This window comes from Sphingomonas sp., from assembly GCF_036387595.1.
Taxonomy (GTDB): Bacteria; Pseudomonadota; Alphaproteobacteria; order Sphingomonadales; family Sphingomonadaceae; genus Sphingomonas.
This window is the reverse complement of sequence record NZ_DASVTL010000029.1, coordinates 163,950-183,691: the sequence shown is the minus strand read 5'-3', so window position 1 is coordinate 183,691 and position 19,742 is coordinate 163,950. Positions and strand designations below refer to the sequence as shown.

Below are 19,742 nucleotides of genomic sequence, written 5' to 3'. Positions count from 1 at the left end.
AGCCATAAGTGGCAGCCCTCGCCTCACGGGAGGAAAGACGTCTTTACAGGCCGATCCGCGCCGCCAGCCACCGCGCCGCCGCCTCCGGCGTTCGTTTGTCCGCATCCCGATCGACCTGGTAGTTCGCTGCCCGCATCGCCTCCACGGGCACGCGCCCGATCAGCGGCGCCAAGGCGGCGGTGAAGCGTGCGTCGGTGGCGCGGGCGGGCGATACCAGCAGGATCGCGTCATAGCCGGGGATTGCGTGCCGGGGGTCGCTCAGCATCCTCAGCCCATCGGCAGCGATCCGCCCGTCGGAGGAGAAGGCAGAGATCACGTCCACGCGCTTGCTGGCCAGCGCACGGTACATGAACGTGGGGCTGTACGGCGTCGTGTCGGCGAAGCGCAGCCCATAGCGGTCGCGCACCGCGCGCCATTCCGCCCGGTCGAGGAACTCCAGATCGCTTCCCAACCGCAACCCCGGTGCCGCGCGCGCCAGATCGTCCAGCGTCACAATGCGCCACGCCCGCGCATCGTCGCCGCGCATCGCAAAGGCATAAGCGTTCTCGAACCCCAGCGCGCCCAGCACGCGCACGCCCCCGGTCGCCTCTGCCCACCGGCCGATGGCCGCGACGGTGGCGGCACGCGGGGCCACGTCCGTGCGCGCCATCGGGCCGGTCCACAGCGTGCCCGCATAATCGACGTACACGTCGACATCCCCGCCCGCGATCGCCCCGAACGCCACCCCGGACCCCAGGCCGTCGCGGTACTCGACCCGGTAGCCCGCACGCTCCAGCCGCGCACCGATCAGCCGGGCGAGTATGAATTGTTCGGAGAAATTCTTGGCGCCGACCACCACGACGGGCTGTCCCCGCGACCACATGGGCGCGGTCCCCGCGATCACACCTGCCGCCAGCAGCGCGGTGGCGACGGCCCACAACCACCGCCGCCGCGTGGCGACGCCTCGCTCGATCGCGCCGATCAGCGTGTCCGTGCCCAGTGCCAACGCCGCCCCCGCGACGCATCCGGCGAGCACCAATGCCCAGGCCTGCGTCTGCAATCCCGCGAATATCAGGTCGCCCAGACTCGGCTGGCCGACCGTCGTAGAAAGCGTCGCCGCGCCGATCGTCCACACCGCGGCGGTGCGGATGCCCGCGACCACGATGGGCGCGGCCAGCGGCGCCTCGACCAGCCGCAGCTTCTGCGCGCGCGTCATCCCCACCGCATCGGAGGCCTCGATGACTGCGGGATCAAGCCCGCGCAGTCCCGCCACCCCATTGCGCAGGATCGGCAGCAGTGCATACAGCGTCAGCGCGATGAGCGACGGCAGGAAACCCAGCGCCGGAATCCCGTGCCCCAGCCACAGCAGCAGCGGATAGAATAAGGCGAGCAGCGCGAGCGCGGGGATCGTCTGGACCAGGCTCGAGAAGCCCAGGCTCACCCGCGCCACCCGGGGGTGGCGTGCCGACAGCACCGCCAGCGGCAGGCTGATCGCGATCCCCAGCGCCAGCGCGCAGGCTGAGAGCAGCACATGGCTCGCCAGCAAAGGTGGTACGCGAGCGAGCGCTTCCATGAATGCGTTCATCGGGTGAGTTCGCCCAGCAGCTCGGCCTGGGCACGCGGCACCGCCACCAGCGCCTGCGCCGCTTGCCCCCCGCCGCCCCTCACCAATTCGGCCGGCGTCGCGTCCGCGACGATGCGCCCCGCCTGCATCACCAGCACCCGGTCGGCGAGCAGCAGCGCCTCGGCCATGTCATGGGTTACCAGGATCGTCGTCAGCCCCAGCCGGTCGTGCAGCGCGCGGATGGCATTGCCCAGCGAATCGCGCGTGACCGGGTCGAGCGCACCCAGCGCCTCGTCGAGCAGCAGCAACGTCGCCCCCGGCGCCAGCGCGCGCGCGATGCCGACGCGCTGACGCTGCCCGCCGGACAGCGCATCGGGCATCCGCGCGGCTACGTCGCGGGGCAGTTCGACCAGATCGAGCAATTCCGCGACTCGCCCTCCCTCGGGCACGCCCGCGATCCGCAATCCGATCGCGATGTTCTGCGCCACCGTCATGTGCGGGAACAACCCGATCGACTGAAAGACATAGCCGATCCGCCGCCGCAGCGCGGGCGCGGGGCCGGCGGCCACGTCCACCCCGTCGATCAGGACGTGCCCCGAATCGGGCAGGACGAGCCGGTTGACCGTCTTCAGCAGCGTCGATTTGCCCGATCCCGACGTGCCGACCAGCGCCACGAAGCTGCCCGCAGCGACGGCCAGCGATACGCCGTCGATCGCCAGCGTGTCGCCATAGCGCTTCGTCACGGCGTCGAAGGTGACCGATTGCATCGCGGGCGACGATGGAGGATGCGCAGGGTCAACGCAAATGCAAGCGGCAGGGAGCGGACATGCAGGCGATCTTCATCACCGGCGGCGGATCGGGGATCGGCCGCGCGACCGCGCAGCTGTTCGCGCAGCGCGGCTGGCGGGTCGGGCTGGCCGACGTCAATGCAGCGGGACTTGCCGAGACCGTTGCGCTGTGTGGCACCGCGGCATCCACCCACGTCATGGACGTCTGCGATCGCGACGCCTGGGTCGCGGCGCTCGATACGTTCACGGCCGCGGCCGGGCGGCTCGACGTGTTGTTCAACAATGCCGGCGTGCCGATGGGCGGCGCGTTCGAGGCGGCCGGGTTCGACGAGATCGACCGCACCGTAGCGATCAACTTCATCGGCGTGCTCAACGGCGCGCGGATCGGCCATGCCTATCTGACGCGAACCCCCGGATCGTGCCTGCTCAACACCGCGTCCGCCTCGGCGATCTACGGCTCGGCCGGGCTGGCGGTCTATTCGGCGACCAAGTTCGCGGTGCGTGCGCTCACCGAGGCGCTGGATGGCGAGTGGCATGCGCAGGGGATCAGGGTGCGCGCATTGGTGCCCGGCTTCATCGACACCCCGTTGCTGGATGGCCCGCCAGTCGGATCGAACCGGTCGATCCGCGAGGCCGTCATCGGTGCCGGGTTGGAACTGACCGGCGCCGATGTCGTGGCGCAGGCGGCATGGGACGCGGTCCACGGGGACCGCGTGCTGACCTATGTCGGGCCGACCGCGCGGCGGCTGGCGTTCGCGGCGCGGTGGATGCCCGGCCGATTGCGCAAGCGGATGCGCGGGTTCGTGACGGCCGAGTAGAAGCCTAGCGCCGCGGCGCCCGTCCGGCAAAGGTTACCAGGCTCTCGCTGCCATCGGCGGCAAGCGATGAAACCCCGACGAAATGGTCGTCGACCGGCACCTGCACCAGCGTGGTCGCGGTGCTGTTGCCGGGCAGGTCGCGCGACGCGCTCCACTCGGCACTGTCGTTGCGGCGCCAGTGGATGCGATAGCCAGCCGCGCCCGGCACCGCGCTCCACGACACCTGGGTGTCGCGCGACAGGTCGCCCACCAGCGATGCTTCGGCAGGGGCGGCGGGCGCGGTGGCGAAGCGGGTGATCGCCGCGACGTTGATCGCGGTGACCTTCGCCAGATAGGCGAAATCCATCCGGTCGATCGTGTCGCCATAGACGACGCCATTATCGGTGCGCAGATCCTGGTGCTGCGCGTCCCAATTCTCGTTGGCGACCGAGAAGCGCACCGCCGGGTAGCCCAGCTTCAGGAACGGCTCGTGATCGCCGCCGCGGCCGAAGCGGTCGGGCCGGCGATCGAGGAACACGTCCAGCCCGCCGCCGTCCCGCGCCGGTAAGGTGCCCGCCACGCCGTCGATCGCCTTGGCCAGCGCGCGGCTCGGGCCATCGTCCTCGCCGCCGTCTCCGCGGCGCTTGAGCTGCGCCGCGCCGTCCTCCGAGGCGCGAATGCCCTCCGAGAACACGCGCACCCAGCGCGCCTCGCGCTTGCCGCCTTGCCCCAGCGTATTGCCGACGATGTCGTTGTTCAGCATCGCCGATATCGTCCACCCGCGCGCCTTGGCGGTATCGGCGAGCAGCGTCGCGCCCCACAACCCCTGCTCCTCCGCCGAGAAAACCGCATAGACGATCGTCGCGTCAAACTGCTGCTTCGACAGGATCCGCGCGGCCTCCAGCACCAGCGCGACGCCCGAGGCATCGTCGTTGGCGCCTGGTGCGTCGGACGTCGCGTCCATCACGTCGGTGACGCGGCTGTCGATATGCGCGCCGACGATGACGACCCGGCCGGGATTGCGGCCCTTCTGGATGCCCAGCACGTTCTGGACGATCACGCCGCCCGGCGCGCGCGGCCCGGTGAAACTGCGCTCGATCCGCTCGACTGCGATGCAGCCCCTGCACGCGCGCCCGATCGCGTCGAACTGCGCCGCCGCCCAGTCCCGCGCCGCGCCGATGCCGCGTTTGGGATCGGTAACGGTGGACAGCGTATGGCGCGTGCCGAAGCCGACGAGCGCCCCGACCGAAGCCTTGAGGCGAGCAGGCGAGGGGGCGTCGCGCGCGCCGGCAGGGACGGCGAGCAGGAGCGGCAAGGCGGCAAGGAATATACGCATCCCCTTGAAGTGACGCGGATCGCCGCCTTCGACAAGAGGTATCGGATAGCTGATCGCGTTTCAGCTCAACCGGTCGATAGCCTCGCGCGACAGCGATCCGGGGATTATCATCACCGGCACCGGCAGCACGCCCGCATCGGTGCCGGTGAAATGGCTGACCAGCGTGCCGGGCGCGCCGCTGGGCGCGGCGCCCAGGACTAGGGCGGCGATGTTCGGATTGGCCTCGATCATCTCGCGGATGATCTTCGGACCGTCGCCGTCGCGCACCGTGATCGAGGGCCGCAGCCCCGATTCCTCGATCAGCGTCCCCGCGGCGGCGGCGACCAGCCCCTCTGCATGAAGTCGCGTCTCCTCCTCGATCGTCGCCTGCACCCCGCCGAACGCGATGAACTCCTGCGGCGGCAGCACCGTCAGTATCTCCACGCCGCCGCCCGTCTTCACCGCCCGCCGCGCGGCAAAACGCAGCGCGATGCCCGATTCGGGGGTGTCGTCGATGACCACGAGGTAGATGCGCATTCCACCAGCCTGACGTAGCGGCTCCCGGCACGCAAGTCTGTCTCCGTCAGCGCCGACGCAAGCCTTGACCCCGGCGGGCGAGGGCGCGAGAGACGAGCGCGCCTGACCGGAGACGAGATTCCATGTCGATCGAAATCAAGATGCCCGCGCTGTCGCCGACGATGGAGGAGGGCACGCTCGCCAAATGGCTGGTCAAGGAGGGCGACACGGTCAAGTCCGGCGACATCATGGCCGAGATCGAAACCGACAAGGCAACGATGGAGTTCGAGGCGGTCGACGAGGGGACGATCGGCAAGATCGTGATCGCCGAGGGCACCGACGGCGTGAAGGTGGGCACCGTTATCGCCGTCCTGCTCGAAGAGGGCGAAGATTCCGCAGCAGCGGCTGCACCGGTCAAGGCCGAGACACCCCAGCCCGCCGACGACCAGTTCAAGGGCACGCCGAAAGCCGCGGACCCCAACAACACCGGCGCCGAGGCAAAGCCGGTGGAGCGCACCGAGACGCAGACCGAGGATCACGGCCGCCCGGCGGACGCCGGCCCCGCATCGGCGCCGACCGTAACGTCATCGGAAGGTCGCGTGAAGGCCAGTCCGCTCGCGCGCCGTCTTGCTGCGGACAAGGGCGTCGATCTGGGCGAGGTGTCGGGATCGGGGCCGAACGGCCGGATCGTCAAGGCGGATATCGAGGGCGCCAAGCAAGGCACGGCGCCTGCGACCAAGGCAACCGCTGCCGCGGTGGAGAGCACCGCTCCGGCAACAGCCGCTCCGGCGCCGGCCGCCAGGCCCGCCGCGATTCCCGACATTCCGCACGAACTCGCCAAGCTGTCCAACATGCGCAAGACGATCGCGCGCCGCCTAACCGAATCGAAGCAGAACGTGCCCCACATCTATCTGACGGTGGATATCCGGCTCGACGCGCTGCTCAAGCTGCGTACCGATCTCAACGCCAGCCTCGCCTCGCGCGGGGTCAAGCTGTCGGTGAACGACATGCTGGTGAAAGCGCTCGGCGTCGCGCTGATGGCGGTTCCCAAGTGCAACGTGATGTTCACTCCCGATAATCTGGTGACCTTCGGCCGTGCCGACATATCGGTCGCGGTATCGACCCCCGCCGGACTCATCACGCCGATCATCACCGAGGCGGACACGCGCTCGCTTTCCTCTATCTCGACCGCGATGAAGGATCTCGCGGCCCGCGCACGCGACAACAAGCTGAAGCCCGAGGAATTTCAGGGCGGCACCGCGTCGATCAGCAACATGGGCATGTTCGGGATCAAACAGTTCGACGCGGTCATCAACCCCCCTCAGGGCATGATCCTGGCGGTCGGTGCGGGTGAGAAGCGCCCCTATGTCATCGACGACCAGCTCGCCGTCGCCACCGTGATGAGCGCCACCGGCAGCTTCGATCACCGCGCGATCGACGGGGCGGACGGCGCCGAACTGATGAAGGTGTTGAAGGAGCTGGTCGAGAACCCGCTGGGGATGCTGGCGTAACCGTGAGCCGCACGCTCGTCGAACTGCTCCACATCCTCGCCGGGCTTGCGGCGGCGGCGGCGCTGACCAGCGCGATCGCCTGGTCCTATCCGCTGGGTGCGCACGTCGCCTGGTGGTGTGGCGGCGCTGCGATGGTTGCGACCGCGCTGATGGGGGTGCGGCCGCTGCGCCGCGCCTGGATGCAGGACCGCGGGGCGTGAGCGCACTGCCCGATGCGGCGCCGACGGTACGGGTCATGGCGATGCCCGCCGATGCCAATCCTTATGGCGATATTTTCGGTGGCTGGCTGATGGGGCAGATGGACCTGGCCGCCGGCTCGGTCGCCTCGCGCCATGCGCAGGGCCGCGCGGTCACGATCGCGGTCGATGCGATGAAGTTCCACGCGCCCGTCCTCGTCGGCGACGAGGTGTCGGTCTATGCAACGCTGGAGTCGGTCGGGCGCACCTCGATGACGATCGCCGTCGAAGCCTGGCGCCGCGCCCGCCACGGCGAGGATGCGTGCATCGTCACCCAGGCCAGGTTCGTGTTCGTGGCGACGGACGGGGAACGTCGGCCACGGGTCGTCCCTCATGTCTGAACGCCTGCTCCCTTCATCCTCCCCCCCCGCGGGGGAGGAAGGGGCCCGCCGCGAAGCGGTGGGAAGGAGAGGGGGGCTTCTTCTGTTGCGCGCCAGGCAGATGCGGCGAGAGCCGATCGAGGCGGAACGCGTCGTTTGGCGGCTGCTCAGGTCGAAACGGCTGGCGGGTTATAAGTTTAAACGTCAGCAACGCATCGGCGACAACTATATCGTCGATTTCGTCTACTTCGAAACGCGCCTGATCGTCGAAGCTGATGGCACTCAGCATTGCAACAGCGTTTATGACGCGCGCCGCGACGCCTGGCTGAAGAAGCAGGGCTTCGCGGTGCTGCGCTTCTGGAACAACGATATTCTAGCCGATCGGGAAGCCGTGCTGACGGCCATTCTCGGTTCGCTGAACAGTGGCAAAGCCGGCATCGAGCCAGCTTTGCCACTACCCCTCTCCCCGGCCCTCCCCCACAAGGGGGGAGGGTGAAGAAGCAAGGACGTTTTCGTGCCTGACACCTACGACCTCATCATCCTCGGCTCCGGCCCCGGCGGCTATGTCGCCGCGATCCGCGCGAGCCAGCTCGGCCTCAAGGTCGCGATCGTCGAGCGCGAGCGGCTGGGGGGCATCTGCCTCAACTGGGGCTGCATCCCGACCAAGGCGCTGCTGCGGACGTCGGAAATATATCACTATATGACCCATGCCGATGCTTACGGGCTGAAGGCGGACAATGTCGGCTTCGACCTCGGCAAGATCGTCGATCGCTCGCGAAAAGTTGCGGGGCAGCTGAACGCCGGCGTGAAAGGGCTGATGAAGAAGAACAAGGTCGCGGTCCACGAGGGTGTCGGCGCGATCACCGCGCCCGGCAAGCTGAGCGTCAAGCAGGGCGACAAGACGATCGAACTGGAAGCCCGGAACATCATCGTCGCCACCGGCGCGCGCGCCCGCGATCTTCCCTTCGCCAAGGCCGACGGCGAGCGCATCTGGACCTATCGCCACGCCATGGTGCCCAAGGAAATGCCGACCAAGCTGCTGGTCATCGGATCGGGCGCGATCGGCGTTGAATTCGCCAGCTTTTACAACGACATGGGCGCCGATGTGACGATCGTCGAGATGCTCGACCGCATCCTCCCCGTCGAGGATGCAGAGGTCAGCGAGTTCATGCACAAGGCGCTAACTAAACAGGGCATCAAGATCGTCACACGCGCGATGATAGAGAAGATTGAAACCGGCGCGGCCGCCGCGAAGGCGTCGATCAAGGCACCTGACGGCAAGGTCGATACGCAGGACTATAGCCACGTCATCGTCGCGATCGGCATCGTGCCCAACACCGAGAACATCGGGCTGGAGGCGCTCGGCGTGAAGACCGATCGCGGCCATATCGTCACTGACGGCTATGGCGCGACCAACGTCCCCGGCATCTGGGCGATCGGCGACGTCACCGGCGCCCCCTGGCTGGCACACAAGGCCAGCCACGAGGGGATCATCGCGGTTGAGAAGATCGCCGGCGGCTCGCCGCACCAGATGGACAAGGCCAACATCCCCGGCTGCACCTACAGCCGCCCGCAGGTCGCGTCGGTCGGCATGACCGAAGCAAAGGCCAAGGAAGCAGGGTACGAGCTGAAGGTCGGCAAATTCCCCTTCATCGGCAACGGCAAGGCGATCGCGCTGGGCGAGGCCGAGGGTTTCGTGAAGACCGTGTTCGATGCCAAGACCGGCGAACTGCTCGGCGCGCACATGGTCGGCGCGGAGGTGACCGAACTGATCCAGGGCTATGTCGTCGCACGCCAGCTGGAGACGACCGAGGCCGAACTGATGGAAACCGTCTTCGCGCATCCGACGCTGTCGGAGATGATGCACGAAAGCGTGCTGGCCGCTTACGGCAAGGCAATTCACATATGATCCGCACGCTTCTGGCCACCGCCGCGTTCGTGGTCGCCACGCCGGCCGCGGCGGACACGGTGGTCGTCACCGCCGCGCACATGCTCGACGTCGGCAGCGGGCGGACGCTCGACGATCCGGTGGTGGTCATCACCGACGGCCGCATCGCATCGGTCGTCACACGGGGCGGCGCCCGGCCTGTGATCCCCGCGGGCGCGACGCGGATCGACCTGGTCGGCAAGACGATCCTGCCGGGCCTGATCGACATGCACGTCCATCTGACCGGCGATGCGCGGATCAGCGGGTATCGCGGGCTGGAATATACCGACAGCTTCTGGACCGTGGCCGGCGTTGCCAATGCGCAGAAGATGCTGGCGGCCGGCTTCACGACGGTGCGCAATGTCGGCGCAGGCAATTACGCCGACATCGGCCTGAAGCAGGGGATCGAGGCGGGCTATGTCGCCGGCCCGCGAATCGTCGGCGCTGGCTATGCGCTCGGCGCCACCGGCGGACACTGCGACGAGACGGAGGCGTTTCCGCCCTCGTTCGGCGCCCTGCCAAGTCCCGGCGTGGCGGACACGCCGGACGGCTATCGCAAGCTGGTCCGCACGCAGCGCAAATATGGCGCCGAGGTCATCAAGATCTGCGCCACCGGCGGCGTCCTGTCGAAACGCGACGCGCCGGGCGCGCAGCAGATGACGCTGCCCGAGATGAAGGCGGTGGTCGAGGAGGCGCATATGGCGGGCATGAAGGTTGCCGCCCACGCGCACGGCAAAGGTGGCATCGACGATGCGATCCGGGCCGGGGTCGACACGATCGAACATGCCAGCCTGGCCGACGCCGAGTCCTTCCGGCTCGCCAGGGCGGCGGGTGCGTGGTTCTCGATGGACATCTACAACGACGACTACATCCTGGCCGAAGGCGCGAAGAACGGCGTCCACGAGGAGAGCCTGGCCAAGGAGCGGGTGATCGGCCGCAAGCAGCGCGAGACTTTCCGAGATGCTTACAAGGCGGGGGTCAGGATGGTCTTCGGCACCGATAACGGCGGTGTCTTCCCCGCCGGCACCAACGCGCTGCAATTCGCCAAGATGGTGGAATGGGGCATGCCCCCGATCGAGGCGATCCGCAGCGCCACGATCGACGCCGCCGATGCGCTCGGGCGCGTTGGTCAGGTCGGAACGCTGGCCGTCGGCGCGTTCGGGGACATCGTAGCGGTCGATGGCGACCCGCTGGCTGACGTCCGCCTGCTCGAACAGCCGTCCGCGGTCATCAAGGGCGGCGTACGAATCCGCTGACGGGAGAAGTACGAATGGTCGTCCTCAACATCATCTGGCCGACGTTCGCGCTGGTCCTGCTGATCTTCGCGGTCTGGGCCACCATGTTCGTCCAGCGCTCGCGTTACATGCGGCAGAACCCGCCTGCCGCGAGCGATTTTGCGGATGGCGAGGCGGCGCTGCGCTACTTCCGGCCGGTCGAGATGCCCGCCAACAATCTTGCCAATCTGTTCGAGATGCCGGTGCTCTATTTCGCGCTGGTGCCGTTGCTGATCGTGACGCACCAGACGAACCTGACGCAGATCGCGCTCGCATGGGCCTTCGTCGCGTTGCGGGCAGCGCACAGCGTCATCCACATCGGCCCGAAAAAGGTGCAGCAGCGCTTCCTCGCCTATCTGGCATCCTGTGCGGTGCTTTTGGCGATGTGGATCGGCTATTTCATCGACATCGCCTCGGCTGCTCAGGCCTATGCGGCGGCGATGCGTAGCGTCGGCTGACGCCGGGCGGTACGGGGCTCAGGCCGCCTTCGCCGCATCATGGTCCCGGCACGCCAGCCGCCGGGCTTCCTCAACCGGCAACGGGCGGCCGAAGTAATAGCCCTGCACCTTGGTACATCCGAAATCCTGGACCATCGCATGCTCGGCCTCGTTCTCGACGCCTTCCGCCGTGGTGGCCATGCCAAGGCTCCGGGCGAGCGCTACGACCGCACGGATGATCGCGATCGCCTCGCGTACCCCCTTCGACGCCGCGGTCACGAAGCTGCGGTCGATCTTGATCGAGGAGAAGCGGGTGCGGCTGAGATAGCCGAGCGAGGAATAGCCGGTGCCGAAATCGTCGAGGCTCAGGCGAACGCCCAGGTCGATGATGCGTTCGAGCACCTTGGTTGCCTGCGTTCCCTGCATGAAGACGCTCTCGGTCACCTCCAGTTCGAGCCGCTCGGCGGGCAGGCCGCTGTTGGCCAGCGCCGAGGCGACCGTCGCGACGAAGGCAGGACTCTGAAGCTGTTCGGCGGAGACGTTGACCGCGACGCGCAGATGGCCGGGCCATCGTGCCGCCTCCTCGCACGCGGTGCGCAGCACCCATTCGCCGATCGGGCCAATCAGTCGCGCTTCCTCGGCCAGCGGTACGAACTTCACCGGACTGACGATACCCAGATCGGGACTGGTCCAGCGCAGCAGCGCTTCGAACCCCGTGAGGCTTCCGGTGCCGGCATCGACCACAGGCTGGTAGTTCAGATGCATCTCACCGCGCTCCAGCGCGGTGCGCAGCGCCATCTCCAGCACCCTGCGCTCCTCGGCCTGAGCATGAAGCTGAGGCTCATAGGCGTGAAACACCCCGCCGCCGGCATCCTTGGAACGATAGAGCGCCAGATCGGCGGAGCGAATCAGCATTTCCGCCGTGCGCCCGTCACGCGGGCCGATCGCGACGCCGACGCTCGTGCCGACGTGGAGCGTGTGCTGATCCACCTCGTAGGGGCGCGACAGCGAATCTATGATACGTTGGGCAAGCGCCTCCACGGCCTCGGTGTCGCCGGCATCGCGCACGACCACCCCGAATTCGTCACCGCCCAGCCGCCCGCACAGATCGCCTGCGCCCATCAGCTGCGCCAGCCGCTTGGCGACGCGCTGGAGCAGGCGGTCGCCGATCGGGTGACCCAGTGTATCGTTGACCGCCTTGAACCGGTCGAGATCGAGCATCATGAACGCGCAGCGGCTGCCCCATTTCTCCGCCTCCGCCATGGCCCGGACCAGTGCTTCGTTGAGCATCAGGCGATTGGGCAGACCGGTCAGGGTGTCGTAGCGCGCCATGCGGTTGATCTTGTCGGCGGATGCGCGCTGCTCGGTTACATCGGAGCCGACGCCGCGAAAGCCGCAGAAGCCGCCGTTTTCGTCGTAGCGTGGCGAGGCCGCGATTTCCCACCAGCGTTCCTGGTCGCCCACGATCACCGGCAGCCGCAGGTCGCGGAAACTCTCGCGTGCCTTCAGCTTGGCGGCGAGCGTGTGGAGTCCGGCCGCGAAATTGCCGCTCTCCCAGCTTGGTCCGGCGAGCACCTGAAGGATCGGCATTCCGTCTATTTCGCCCCGTTGCAGGCCGCAGGCCTTGGCCAGCCGAGCGTTGGCGCGGACCACGCGGCGGCTGGCGTCGGTTTCCCACAGCCAGTCGGCGCCACCATCCTCGAATTCGCGTAGTAGCAGGCTGACAGTTTGATCGCGCTCATCGAGCGTCCGTCGGCCGACCCGCAGTGCGCCGAGCGCGCGGGCGCGGGCAATGCACGCCGCGCACAGCATGGCGGCGATCGCCAGCACCGCCACGGCGGCAGGGTAATCAGTCACGATCGCGAGCTGCACCGCGACGGCCACGCCGAGCGTTGCGATGAAGGTACACGCGGCGATCGCCATCGGGGCCGCGCCGATCGCCGCGGCGGTCATCATCACCGACACCACCAGCCAAATGCCCGTCTGAGGGCGTGTGCCGGCGTGGAGCAACACCGGCGCCGCCGCCCACACCGCGGCGAGCGCCAGACCTTCGATCGCGGTTGCACGCACCATGGCAAGGCTCGCGTCGGGATCGCCGCGATGGCGGGAGCCTGTGCGGCGCAAAGCGACAAGCCCGGCCGTGGCGGCGAGGGCGGCGCTCCATGCAGCGATCTGGAACGTCGCGATCTGTCCTGCATGGATCCACGCGACGATCGCCGCACCCAGAACGTGTGCCACGACGATCCATGGCGCCAGGACGCGCGCCGCGTCCAGCTGGTCCGCGCGCATACGCGCACTGTCCGCAGGTTCGTGCCCTTCGCCAATGCCGAGCAGCACGAGCAGCGGGACTGCCGGCGATGCCGGGACGGGGGGGGGCTCATCGTTCACGATGCTGGCGTAGCAGCCGCTGGTTAGCGGATGGTTTGCGATCGTTGCCGGATGTAAATTTCTAATCGCAGTCGCGTCGGGTCAAAGCCGGATCAGGCCGCAATGTCGTACGGCTTGATCTCGCCGGCCAGGTACAGGTTGCGCGCCTTGGCACGGCTGAGCTTGCCCGATGAGGTGCGCGGCAGCGTGCGCGGGGGGATCAGTTCGATCACGCAGTTCATGCCCGTGACGGAGCGTACCCGCTCGCGAATCTCTTCGCGCAGGCGGACGCGTTCGGCTTCGTCGGAGCTGCGGCACTGAACGAGGACCGCCGGCGTCTCCTCGCCACCGGGCGTGGTGATGGCAAAGGCCGCGATGTCGCCCTGCTTGAAGCCGGGTAGCTGCTCGACCGCCCATTCGATATCCTGCGGCCAGTGGTTGCGGCCGTTGACGATAATCATGTCCTTGGCGCGGCCGACGATGTAGATATAGCCGTCGGACATATAGCCCATGTCGCCGGTGTCGAGCCAACCGTCCGACAGGCACGCATCGGTCGCGGCCTGATCGCGGAAATAGCCTGCCATCACCGATGGTCCCGATACCCATACCTTGCCGATCGCGCGTTCGGGCAGCGGCGTCCCATCCTCCTCGCGGATTTCGATCGTCATGTCGCGCGCGGGCTTTCCGCAATTGACGATCGCGCGGAACCGCTGCGGGCGGTCCCCGCCGCGCTCGCCCCCGGCCAGATCGGTTTCCGCGACGAGTTCGACGCGGATGCCTTCGCCCGGCGGCATGATCGACACCGCCAGCGTCGCCTCCGCCAGGCCGTAACTCGGCAGGAAGGCACTCGCCTCAAACCCCGCATCGGCGAAGGCATCGACGAAGTTTTGCATGACGTCGGGACGGATCATGTCCGCGCCGTTACCCGCCACCCGCCAGCGCGAAAGGTCGAATCGCGCGCTGGCCTTCGTCTGGCTGGACATCCGTCGCGCGCAGATGTCGTACCCGAAAGTCGGCGAGTAGCTCAGCGTCGTACCCTGGTTGCGGCTGATGAGGTCGAGCCAGGCGAGCGGACGGCGCGCGAAATCCTCGGTTTTCAGGTAATCGGTCGAGACCTGGTTCGCGATCGGCGACAGGAAACAGCCGACGAGGCCCATGTCGTGATACCAGGGCAGCCACGAGACGCAGCGATCGCCATCGCGAACGGCCATGCCGTGGCTGTGCGCTGCCAGATTGTTGAGCAGGGCGGCATGGGTGATCGCCACGCCGTGCGGGAAGCGGGTCGATCCGCTGGAATATTGCAGATAGGCGATGTCGCCGGTCTGGGCCTCGGGCAGAACGACCTCGGCGGCGTTGCCTTGCGCGAAGGTGGTCCAGTCGACGCCAACGATGCCGGCCGCTCTCGCCGCTGCCCCTGCCATCTCGCCGATCTCGGGCGGATAGACGATCATCCTGGGGTCGCAACTGGCGAGCTGGACGCGCAGCTGTTCGATATAGGAATCGCGCCCGCCGAATGAAGTCGGCAGTGGCAACGGCACCGGCCAGGCGCCGGCATAGACGGCACCGAAGAACAAGGCGGCGAACTCCGCGCCCGTTTCGGCCACCAGCGCTACCCGGTCTTGCGGCGCTATTCCAGCGTCCACCAGACGGCGCGCCATCGCCAGCGCATCCTCACGCAATTCGGCATAGCTATAAGCGCGCGTCAGGGTTCCGCGCGCATCGTGGAAGTTCAGCCCGCGCGTTCCCGCCGCGGCATAATCGAGCGCCTCGCCCAGCGTCGCGAAATCGGCAAGGCGCCGGGGCAGCGCGTCGTCGGTTGGCGTCGGCTCAAGCGCGGGCGTGAAAGGGATGGTCATGCGGTTCGTCGTCCTCGTTCGTCCTCGGCACGGACCAGTTACGCGGCAAACTCGCGCATGGACCCTGCCAACCCGCGACGATGCTCCTCGCGCACGTTCAAATTCCGATCCCAGTGTGGCACAATCATGGCGCATGACCGAAACGACCCGCAGATCGCCCAAGGCTGCCAAGCCCCGCAGCGAACGCCGCCCCCCGCCGCCGCTGGATGAGGCCGCGCTCGATCGGCTGGCGTTGCGCTATGTCGAGCGCTTCGCGACAACGCGTGGCCGGCTGACCGATTACCTCAAGCGCAAGATGCGCGAGCGCGGCTGGGACGGTGCGCCCGTCGATCCCCGCAGCGTTGCCGAACGGATGGCGGAACTCGGCTATATCGACGATCGCGCCTACGCCGAAGCGCGTGCAGGCGCGATGACGCGGCGCGGGCTGGGCGCACGCCGGATCGCAGGCGCCTTCCATCAAGCGGGAATCGACGAAGCGGATGCACAGGCGGTCGCGCCCGTGATCGCCGAGAGCGCCGGCAGCGCGGCGCTGGCCTTTGCACGACGGCGGCGGATCGGCCCCTGGGCGCGCGAAATGCCCGATCGCGCGGGCGCTGATCGGCAGATCGCGGCGATGCTGCGCGCGGGTCACCGGTTCGATCTGGCGCGGCGGATCGTCGCGATGCTACCGGGCCACGAACCCGAACCCGCTGATCTCGATTAAGCGGCGACGACGATCGCGCCGCCACGGATTGCGATGACGGTTAACCGTGCTAGGCTTTAGGACATGGGGGAATTGGCATGCGTGCAGAGGAGCAACGCGCCGGCACAGGCATGATCGACGTCGGGGGCGACGCGGTCGCTCTGAGCGGCACGATCAAGTGGTTCGACATGACCCGTGGCTTCGGCTTTGCGGTATGCGACGATCCGCAGGTCGGCGACATTCTCGTCCATTTTTCGGTCGTCCAGCCGCACGGCCGCCGCAGCCTGCCCGAAGGTGCGCGGGTCGAGACGATGGCGGTGCGTCGGGGCCGCGGCTATCAGGCACGCGAGATCGTCACTATCGACCTGTCGAACGCGGTCGAGGAATCTTTGCCCCGCCGTGGCGAGGGCGATGACCGGATCGACCCGGTCGCCTTGATCGACGCAGCCGGCCCGTTCGAACCCGCCGTCGTCAAGTGGTTCAACCGGCTAAAGGGCTATGGCTTCTTGATCCGCGGCAGCGATGGCAGCGACATATTCGTCCACATGGAGACGTTGCGGCGGGCGGGATTGGGCGCGATCGAACCCGAACAGCCGTTGCGCGCGCGGGTCGTCGTCGGGCGCAAAGGCCCGCTGGCCGTCGCGGTGGAGCCGGTCGCGTGAAGCGTCTATCCTGCTTGTTGATGCTCGCGATTGTGGCCTGCAAGCCCGGGGTCGGGACGTCCGGCGACAATGCGAGCGCAGCGGCGGCGGCGCGTGTGCCGGTGACTGTCGCAAGCGCGAGCGGCAGTCATGTCTTCCGGGTCGAACTGGCCAGGACTCCAGCGCAGCAGGAACAGGGGCTGATGTTTCGTACCGGGCTGACGCCCGACGGAGGCATGCTCTTCGCGCCGTATCCGGGCGATGGCGGCCCGCCCAGGCCAGCAAACTTCTGGATGAAGAACACCCCGAGTTCGCTCGACATAATTTTTATCCGCGCCGACGGCACGATCGCGCGGATCGCCGAGAATACCGTGCCGTTCTCCGAGGCAATGGTGTCCTCGGGCGAGCCGGTGGCGGCGGTGCTGGAGGTTGCGGGCGGCCGGACGAGCGCCTTGGGGATCGCAGAGGGAGACCGGGTGACGTGGCCGCGATGACATGGGCGTGTCTGTAAATTCGATCGCTGGATGAAGTCGAAGGACTGGCACTGGAGCCGGCGTTCTCGGGGTTACGCCTATGGCTCGGTGATGCACGGACGTCATCCCCATTGAAGCCCGCGCAACCGCACGGTAAGCGGGCGGACATGGGAATCCTCGCTTCGATCTTCACCTGGTGGAACGGCGCAAGTCTTGGCACGCGGGTCTGGGGCCTGCGTGGCATGGCAAAGATGGGGGCGGACCCGCTCGGGAACGTATATTACGAGGGCGGCGCTGATACGTCGGGGCGCAAGCGTCGCTGGGTGATCTACGAAGGCTCGAACGATGCCAGCCGTGTGCCGCCCGAATGGTTCGGCTGGCTGCACCACCAGGTTGACGGCATCCCCGACGATTCGCTCCCGCCCCCGCGGCGTTGGGAGAAGGAGGGGATGGCCAATATGACCGGCACCGCTCAGGCGTATCGTCCGCAAGGTGCGTTGGAGAAGGGTGGCCGCCGCGCCGCCGCGACGGGCGACTACGAAGCTTGGACGCCCGAAGGGTGAACAGGCGCTGGGTGGCCGCGGCCGTTCTGGCCGCGGCGCTGGCGCTGGCGGGCTGGTTTGTCTGGAGCGCGATGCGCGCCGACGTGCCGGTCGCAACTGGTGCCACCGAACAGGACATACCTGCCATCGCAGAGCCAGCACGTGGGGCGGCTGAGACGATCGAAACCGTGGATGCGGGGGCCGAGGCACTGCCAACGGGCGGCACGCCGATGGCGCAACGTATCGCGGTGGTCGGCCTGCTCAACAAGCGCAACGGGGTCAGCCGCGAACTGACCTTGAAGCCTGGACAGGCGGTGCGGGTCGGCGACGTGGTCGTCCGCCTGCGTGCGTGCGATCGAACCGCACCGTGGGAAGATGCGGCGCTGACCGGCGCGTTTGTCCAACTCGACGTGCGCGGCGTGGACAGCCGATGGCGGCGGGCGTTTTCGGGCTGGCTGTTCAAGGAACGGCCAGCGTTCAACGTCGTCCTGCACCCGATCTACGATGTCTGGACGAAAAGCTGCGCGATGTCCTTTCCCGATGGCGGGCCCGACACGGTGCCGGTCGGTAGTCTCCAGCCGCGGTCGAGTGCGCCGAAGTCGCCCGCCGCTGATTCCCGGATCCCTGAAGCCGCGCCCACAATCCCCGACAGCGCATCGCCGAGCAACGCCACATAGGCGTCGCGGTCGATCTCCACCGCGCCGAGCGAGGCAAGGTGCGCGGTCTGGAACTGGCAGTCGAGCAGGGTAAAGCCGCCGACCCTGAGCCGTGCGACGAGCCAGGCAAGCGCGACCTTCGAGGCATCGGTCGCGCGGCTGACCATGCTCTCCCCGAAGAATGCGCGGCCAAGCGCCAGCCCGTATAGCCCGCCCACGAGCTGCCCACCGGCATCGCGGCACTCGACCGAATGGGCAAACCCCATTGCATGTAGTTCGCTGAACACCCGCTCGATCCCACGGTTGATCCACGTCTCGGGGCGGCCGGGCACGCTCTCGGCACATAGCCGAACGACCTGGGCGAAGGCAGTATCGGCGGTGACGCGGAAGCGATCGGCCGCGAGCGTCTTGCGCAGCGAACGCGCGCAGCGGAACCCATTGAGGGGGAGTATCGCGCGCCGTTTCGGCTCGACCCAATAAACGTCGCGCGCGTCGCGATCGTCGGCCATCGGAAAGACCCCGACGGAATATGCGCCGAGCACCAATTGGGGGTCGAGGACCGGCATGCCGGTCACGCCGTCAGCCGCTGCTCGATTTCACGCCACAGGCTCGCGAGCGCGTGCGCGGGTGCGGTGCGCTTGGCGAAGGTGCCAACCGGCGCGCGGTGCAAGGCCATTGCTTCCATCGTGCTCGACATCGGCACGATCGGCCACTCCGGGTGCCGCGCCAGCGCTTCGGCATGCAACTTGCGACGGCGATCGACCATCGAAAACACGGGCAGAAGGGGCGTTCGACCACCGACCCGCTCGATCACCGCATCGAACGCGCGTTCCGACAAGGGTGAGGGGATGACGGGAATGACGATCAGGTCGGCAGCGCGGATCGCCTGATCGGCCACCTCGCCCAATCCCGGTGGACAGTCCAGTATCACCCGATCGAAATCGCCCGATCGCGCGATCAGTTTCAACAACCGCTTCTTGGCGTCAGCTTCGTGGAAGAGACGGTCCAGGCCGTGCAGCGACGCGTCGGCCCCGATGACGCTCAACCGGTCCCAAATGGTGGCACGCGGCTTGGGGACGGCTTCGCGCGCAAAGATCGCGCGGGCCTGCTCGCCGCCGGCGTCGCCGAGCAGCCATGTCGCCGCCGCTTGGGGATCGAGATCCCACAACAGTGTCCGCCGCGAAGACAGCGTCGCCGAGGCCCATGCCAGATTGACCGCGATGGTGGTCTTGCCCACCCCACCTTTCAGCGCATGTACCGCGATCGTCGCCATGGCGGCAGCCTGCCCGCGCATGCGGCGAGTGGCAACCCCGGACACCGGAGAGTGCACCAGGTCATCGAGCAGGCGCCCGCGCGAAAATTCGCACGGGCGCCCGGATCAGAGCGGTACGGAGTTCAGGCGCGGCAGGTTTGCGACGGCTTTCCGGGCACCGTCACGGTGATGCTGGCGGGCGTGCCGGTCAGCGTCCAGCCGCCGTCCGCAGTCAGCGGCTCGCCCGCCGCTGGTGCGGTCAAGCGCGTGACTGGCCCGGTCTGCTCGGTACGGATGCTCGCCAGCTTGTCGCCTTGGAAAAAGGTGACGTAGACCAGGCTGTTGTCCTTGCAGCGAAAAGTCTTGTCCGCCTTGATTGCAGGCGGGAGTTCAACCGGGGCCGCGTTGGCCAGGACGTTCTTCATCGGATCGGGGTTGGCATCGAGTACCTCGGGGGCCGAGGGCTGAGAATTGCACGCCGAGACCAGCGCGGCGGCGGTGAGAGCGAGGAAGGGGATGGTTTTCATAGTCCGGTGATGTTCGCGGATGCAGCATCCCTCGTCAAGCGCGTCTTCGCACCTGCACCATAAGGATGCGATGCGACGAAAG

Annotated in this window: 21 protein-coding genes and 1 pseudogene; 13 read left to right on the top strand and 9 right to left on the bottom strand. The window is 67.7% G+C overall.

What is annotated here, in order from left to right; genetic code table 11:
* Nucleotides 1–43 precede the first annotated feature (43 nt).
* Complete coding sequence (locus tag VF643_RS02125) at nt 44–1,564, bottom strand: ABC transporter permease/substrate-binding protein (RefSeq protein WP_331041703.1); 1,521 nt, start codon at nt 1,562–1,564, stop codon at nt 44–46.
* The gene (locus VF643_RS02120; protein WP_331041702.1) at nt 1,561–2,310 is read right to left on the bottom strand and encodes an ATP-binding cassette domain-containing protein; all 750 of its coding nucleotides are present in this window, start codon (nt 2,308–2,310) and stop codon (nt 1,561–1,563) included. Before VF643_RS02120 ends, VF643_RS02125 begins: the two co-directional genes overlap by 4 nt.
* A gap of 59 nt (nt 2,311–2,369) precedes the next feature.
* On the opposite strand from VF643_RS02120, the gene VF643_RS02115 reads away from it, so the two are divergent.
* The gene (locus VF643_RS02115; protein WP_331041701.1) at nt 2,370–3,149 is read left to right on the top strand and encodes an SDR family oxidoreductase; all 780 of its coding nucleotides are present in this window, start codon (nt 2,370–2,372) and stop codon (nt 3,147–3,149) included.
* A gap of 4 nt (nt 3,150–3,153) precedes the next feature.
* On the opposite strand, the gene VF643_RS02110 is transcribed toward VF643_RS02115, so the two are convergent.
* A complete protein-coding gene (locus VF643_RS02110) occupies nt 3,154–4,464 on the bottom strand; it encodes a M20/M25/M40 family metallo-hydrolase (protein WP_331041700.1) in 1,311 nt (436 codons plus the stop codon).
* A gap of 60 nt (nt 4,465–4,524) precedes the next feature.
* Entirely contained in the window at nt 4,525–4,980 is a 456-nt protein-coding gene (locus VF643_RS02105) for a universal stress protein (RefSeq protein WP_331041699.1), read from the bottom strand.
* 122 nt (nt 4,981–5,102) lie between these two features.
* On the opposite strand from VF643_RS02105, the gene VF643_RS02100 reads away from it, so the two are divergent.
* The 7 genes from VF643_RS02100 (at nt 5,103) to VF643_RS02070 (ending at nt 10,685) form a co-directional block, all read left to right on the top strand.
* Nucleotides 5,103–6,470, top strand: a complete 1,368-nt coding sequence (locus VF643_RS02100) for a pyruvate dehydrogenase complex dihydrolipoamide acetyltransferase (protein ID WP_331041698.1) — start codon at nt 5,103–5,105, stop codon at nt 6,468–6,470.
* Nucleotides 6,471–6,472: 2 nt separating this feature from the next.
* Nucleotides 6,473–6,670 (top strand): hypothetical protein, encoded by a 198-nt coding sequence (locus VF643_RS02095; RefSeq protein WP_331041697.1) that lies wholly within the window; start codon nt 6,473–6,475, stop codon nt 6,668–6,670.
* A gap of 35 nt (nt 6,671–6,705) precedes the next feature.
* Entirely contained in the window at nt 6,706–7,047 is a 342-nt protein-coding gene (locus VF643_RS02090; protein WP_331041734.1) for an acyl-CoA thioesterase, read from the top strand.
* 85 nt (nt 7,048–7,132) lie between these two features.
* The gene (locus tag VF643_RS02085) at nt 7,133–7,522 is read left to right on the top strand and encodes an endonuclease domain-containing protein (protein ID WP_331041696.1); all 390 of its coding nucleotides are present in this window, start codon (nt 7,133–7,135) and stop codon (nt 7,520–7,522) included.
* 18 nt (nt 7,523–7,540) lie between these two features.
* The gene (gene lpdA / locus VF643_RS02080) at nt 7,541–8,935 is read left to right on the top strand and encodes a dihydrolipoyl dehydrogenase (RefSeq protein WP_331041695.1); all 1,395 of its coding nucleotides are present in this window, start codon (nt 7,541–7,543) and stop codon (nt 8,933–8,935) included.
* A complete protein-coding gene (locus VF643_RS02075) occupies nt 8,932–10,209 on the top strand; it encodes a metal-dependent hydrolase family protein (RefSeq protein ID WP_331041694.1) in 1,278 nt (425 codons plus the stop codon). The genes lpdA and VF643_RS02075 overlap by 4 nt, the downstream gene beginning before the upstream one ends.
* Before the next feature lie 14 nt (nt 10,210–10,223).
* Nucleotides 10,224–10,685 (top strand): MAPEG family protein, encoded by a 462-nt coding sequence (locus tag VF643_RS02070; protein ID WP_331041693.1) that lies wholly within the window; start codon nt 10,224–10,226, stop codon nt 10,683–10,685.
* An 18-nt stretch (nt 10,686–10,703) separates the two neighbouring features.
* Here the strand turns inward: VF643_RS02070 and VF643_RS02065 are convergent, their stop codons facing one another.
* Entirely contained in the window at nt 10,704–12,953 is a 2,250-nt protein-coding gene (locus VF643_RS02065) for a putative bifunctional diguanylate cyclase/phosphodiesterase (protein ID WP_331041733.1), read from the bottom strand.
* A gap of 191 nt (nt 12,954–13,144) precedes the next feature.
* Complete coding sequence (locus VF643_RS02060) at nt 13,145–14,887, bottom strand: fatty acyl-AMP ligase (RefSeq protein ID WP_331041692.1); 1,743 nt, start codon at nt 14,885–14,887, stop codon at nt 13,145–13,147.
* Between the two features lie 133 nt (nt 14,888–15,020).
* Between VF643_RS02060 and VF643_RS02055 the strand changes: the two genes are divergently transcribed.
* The 5 genes and pseudogenes from VF643_RS02055 to VF643_RS02035 all read left to right on the top strand — a co-directional run.
* Nucleotides 15,021–15,590, top strand: a complete 570-nt coding sequence (locus VF643_RS02055; RefSeq protein ID WP_331041691.1) for a regulatory protein RecX — start codon at nt 15,021–15,023, stop codon at nt 15,588–15,590.
* Nucleotides 15,591–15,667: 77 nt separating this feature from the next.
* Nucleotides 15,668–16,231 (top strand): cold-shock protein, encoded by a 564-nt coding sequence (locus VF643_RS02050; RefSeq protein WP_331041690.1) that lies wholly within the window; start codon nt 15,668–15,670, stop codon nt 16,229–16,231.
* A 20-nt stretch (nt 16,232–16,251) separates the two neighbouring features.
* Complete coding sequence (locus VF643_RS02045; RefSeq protein ID WP_414713767.1) at nt 16,252–16,704, top strand: DUF192 domain-containing protein; 453 nt, start codon at nt 16,252–16,254, stop codon at nt 16,702–16,704.
* Nucleotides 16,705–16,850: 146 nt separating this feature from the next.
* Nucleotides 16,851–17,246, top strand: a complete 396-nt coding sequence (locus tag VF643_RS02040; protein ID WP_331041688.1) for an NADH:ubiquinone oxidoreductase subunit NDUFA12 — start codon at nt 16,851–16,853, stop codon at nt 17,244–17,246.
* A gap of 71 nt (nt 17,247–17,317) precedes the next feature.
* Nucleotides 17,318–17,689 (top strand): annotated as a pseudogene (locus VF643_RS02035) (DUF2155 domain-containing protein); the annotation flags it as partial.
* A 35-nt stretch (nt 17,690–17,724) separates the two neighbouring features.
* Here VF643_RS02035 and aat read toward each other — a convergent pair.
* From aat to VF643_RS02020, 3 genes are all read right to left on the bottom strand, one after another.
* On the bottom strand, nt 17,725–18,447 hold the full coding sequence (aat, locus tag VF643_RS02030) for a leucyl/phenylalanyl-tRNA--protein transferase (RefSeq protein WP_331041687.1): 723 nt from the start codon (nt 18,445–18,447) through the stop codon (nt 17,725–17,727).
* Nucleotides 18,448–18,452: 5 nt separating this feature from the next.
* On the bottom strand, nt 18,453–19,154 hold the full coding sequence (locus VF643_RS02025; protein WP_331041686.1) for a ParA family protein: 702 nt from the start codon (nt 19,152–19,154) through the stop codon (nt 18,453–18,455).
* Nucleotides 19,155–19,276: 122 nt separating this feature from the next.
* Nucleotides 19,277–19,660 carry a hypothetical protein gene (locus VF643_RS02020; RefSeq protein WP_331041685.1) on the bottom strand — a complete coding sequence of 128 codons (384 nt, stop codon included), beginning with the start codon at nt 19,658–19,660 and terminating at the stop codon, nt 19,277–19,279.
* Between the last annotated feature and the right edge of the window lie 82 nt (nt 19,661–19,742).

Excerpts from the sequence above, each read along its gene's own strand:
- VF643_RS02125 (WP_331041703.1), bottom strand. The coding sequence starts at position 1,564 with ATGAACGCATTCATGGAAGCGCTCGCTCGCGTACCACCTTTGCTGGCG.
- VF643_RS02120 (WP_331041702.1), bottom strand. The coding sequence starts at position 2,310 with ATGCAATCGGTCACCTTCGACGCCGTGACGAAGCGCTATGGCGACACG.
- VF643_RS02115 (WP_331041701.1), top strand. The coding sequence starts at position 2,370 with ATGCAGGCGATCTTCATCACCGGCGGCGGATCGGGGATCGGCCGCGCG.
- VF643_RS02110 (WP_331041700.1), bottom strand. The coding sequence starts at position 4,464 with ATGCGTATATTCCTTGCCGCCTTGCCGCTCCTGCTCGCCGTCCCTGCC.
- VF643_RS02105 (WP_331041699.1), bottom strand. The coding sequence starts at position 4,980 with ATGCGCATCTACCTCGTGGTCATCGACGACACCCCCGAATCGGGCATC.
- VF643_RS02100 (WP_331041698.1), top strand. The coding sequence starts at position 5,103 with ATGTCGATCGAAATCAAGATGCCCGCGCTGTCGCCGACGATGGAGGAG.
- VF643_RS02090 (WP_331041734.1), top strand. The coding sequence starts at position 6,706 with ATGGCGATGCCCGCCGATGCCAATCCTTATGGCGATATTTTCGGTGGC.
- VF643_RS02075 (WP_331041694.1), top strand. The coding sequence starts at position 8,932 with ATGATCCGCACGCTTCTGGCCACCGCCGCGTTCGTGGTCGCCACGCCG.
- VF643_RS02070 (WP_331041693.1), top strand. The coding sequence starts at position 10,224 with ATGGTCGTCCTCAACATCATCTGGCCGACGTTCGCGCTGGTCCTGCTG.
- VF643_RS02065 (WP_331041733.1), bottom strand. The coding sequence starts at position 12,953 with ATGCGCGCGGACCAGCTGGACGCGGCGCGCGTCCTGGCGCCATGGATC.
- VF643_RS02060 (WP_331041692.1), bottom strand. The coding sequence starts at position 14,887 with ATGACCATCCCTTTCACGCCCGCGCTTGAGCCGACGCCAACCGACGAC.
- VF643_RS02055 (WP_331041691.1), top strand. The coding sequence starts at position 15,021 with ATGACCGAAACGACCCGCAGATCGCCCAAGGCTGCCAAGCCCCGCAGC.
- VF643_RS02050 (WP_331041690.1), top strand. The coding sequence starts at position 15,668 with ATGCGTGCAGAGGAGCAACGCGCCGGCACAGGCATGATCGACGTCGGG.
- VF643_RS02045 (WP_414713767.1), top strand. The coding sequence starts at position 16,252 with ATGCTCGCGATTGTGGCCTGCAAGCCCGGGGTCGGGACGTCCGGCGAC.
- VF643_RS02040 (WP_331041688.1), top strand. The coding sequence starts at position 16,851 with ATGGGAATCCTCGCTTCGATCTTCACCTGGTGGAACGGCGCAAGTCTT.
- aat (WP_331041687.1), bottom strand. The coding sequence starts at position 18,447 with ATGCCGGTCCTCGACCCCCAATTGGTGCTCGGCGCATATTCCGTCGGG.
- VF643_RS02025 (WP_331041686.1), bottom strand. The coding sequence starts at position 19,154 with ATGGCGACGATCGCGGTACATGCGCTGAAAGGTGGGGTGGGCAAGACC.
- VF643_RS02020 (WP_331041685.1), bottom strand. The coding sequence starts at position 19,660 with ATGAAAACCATCCCCTTCCTCGCTCTCACCGCCGCCGCGCTGGTCTCG.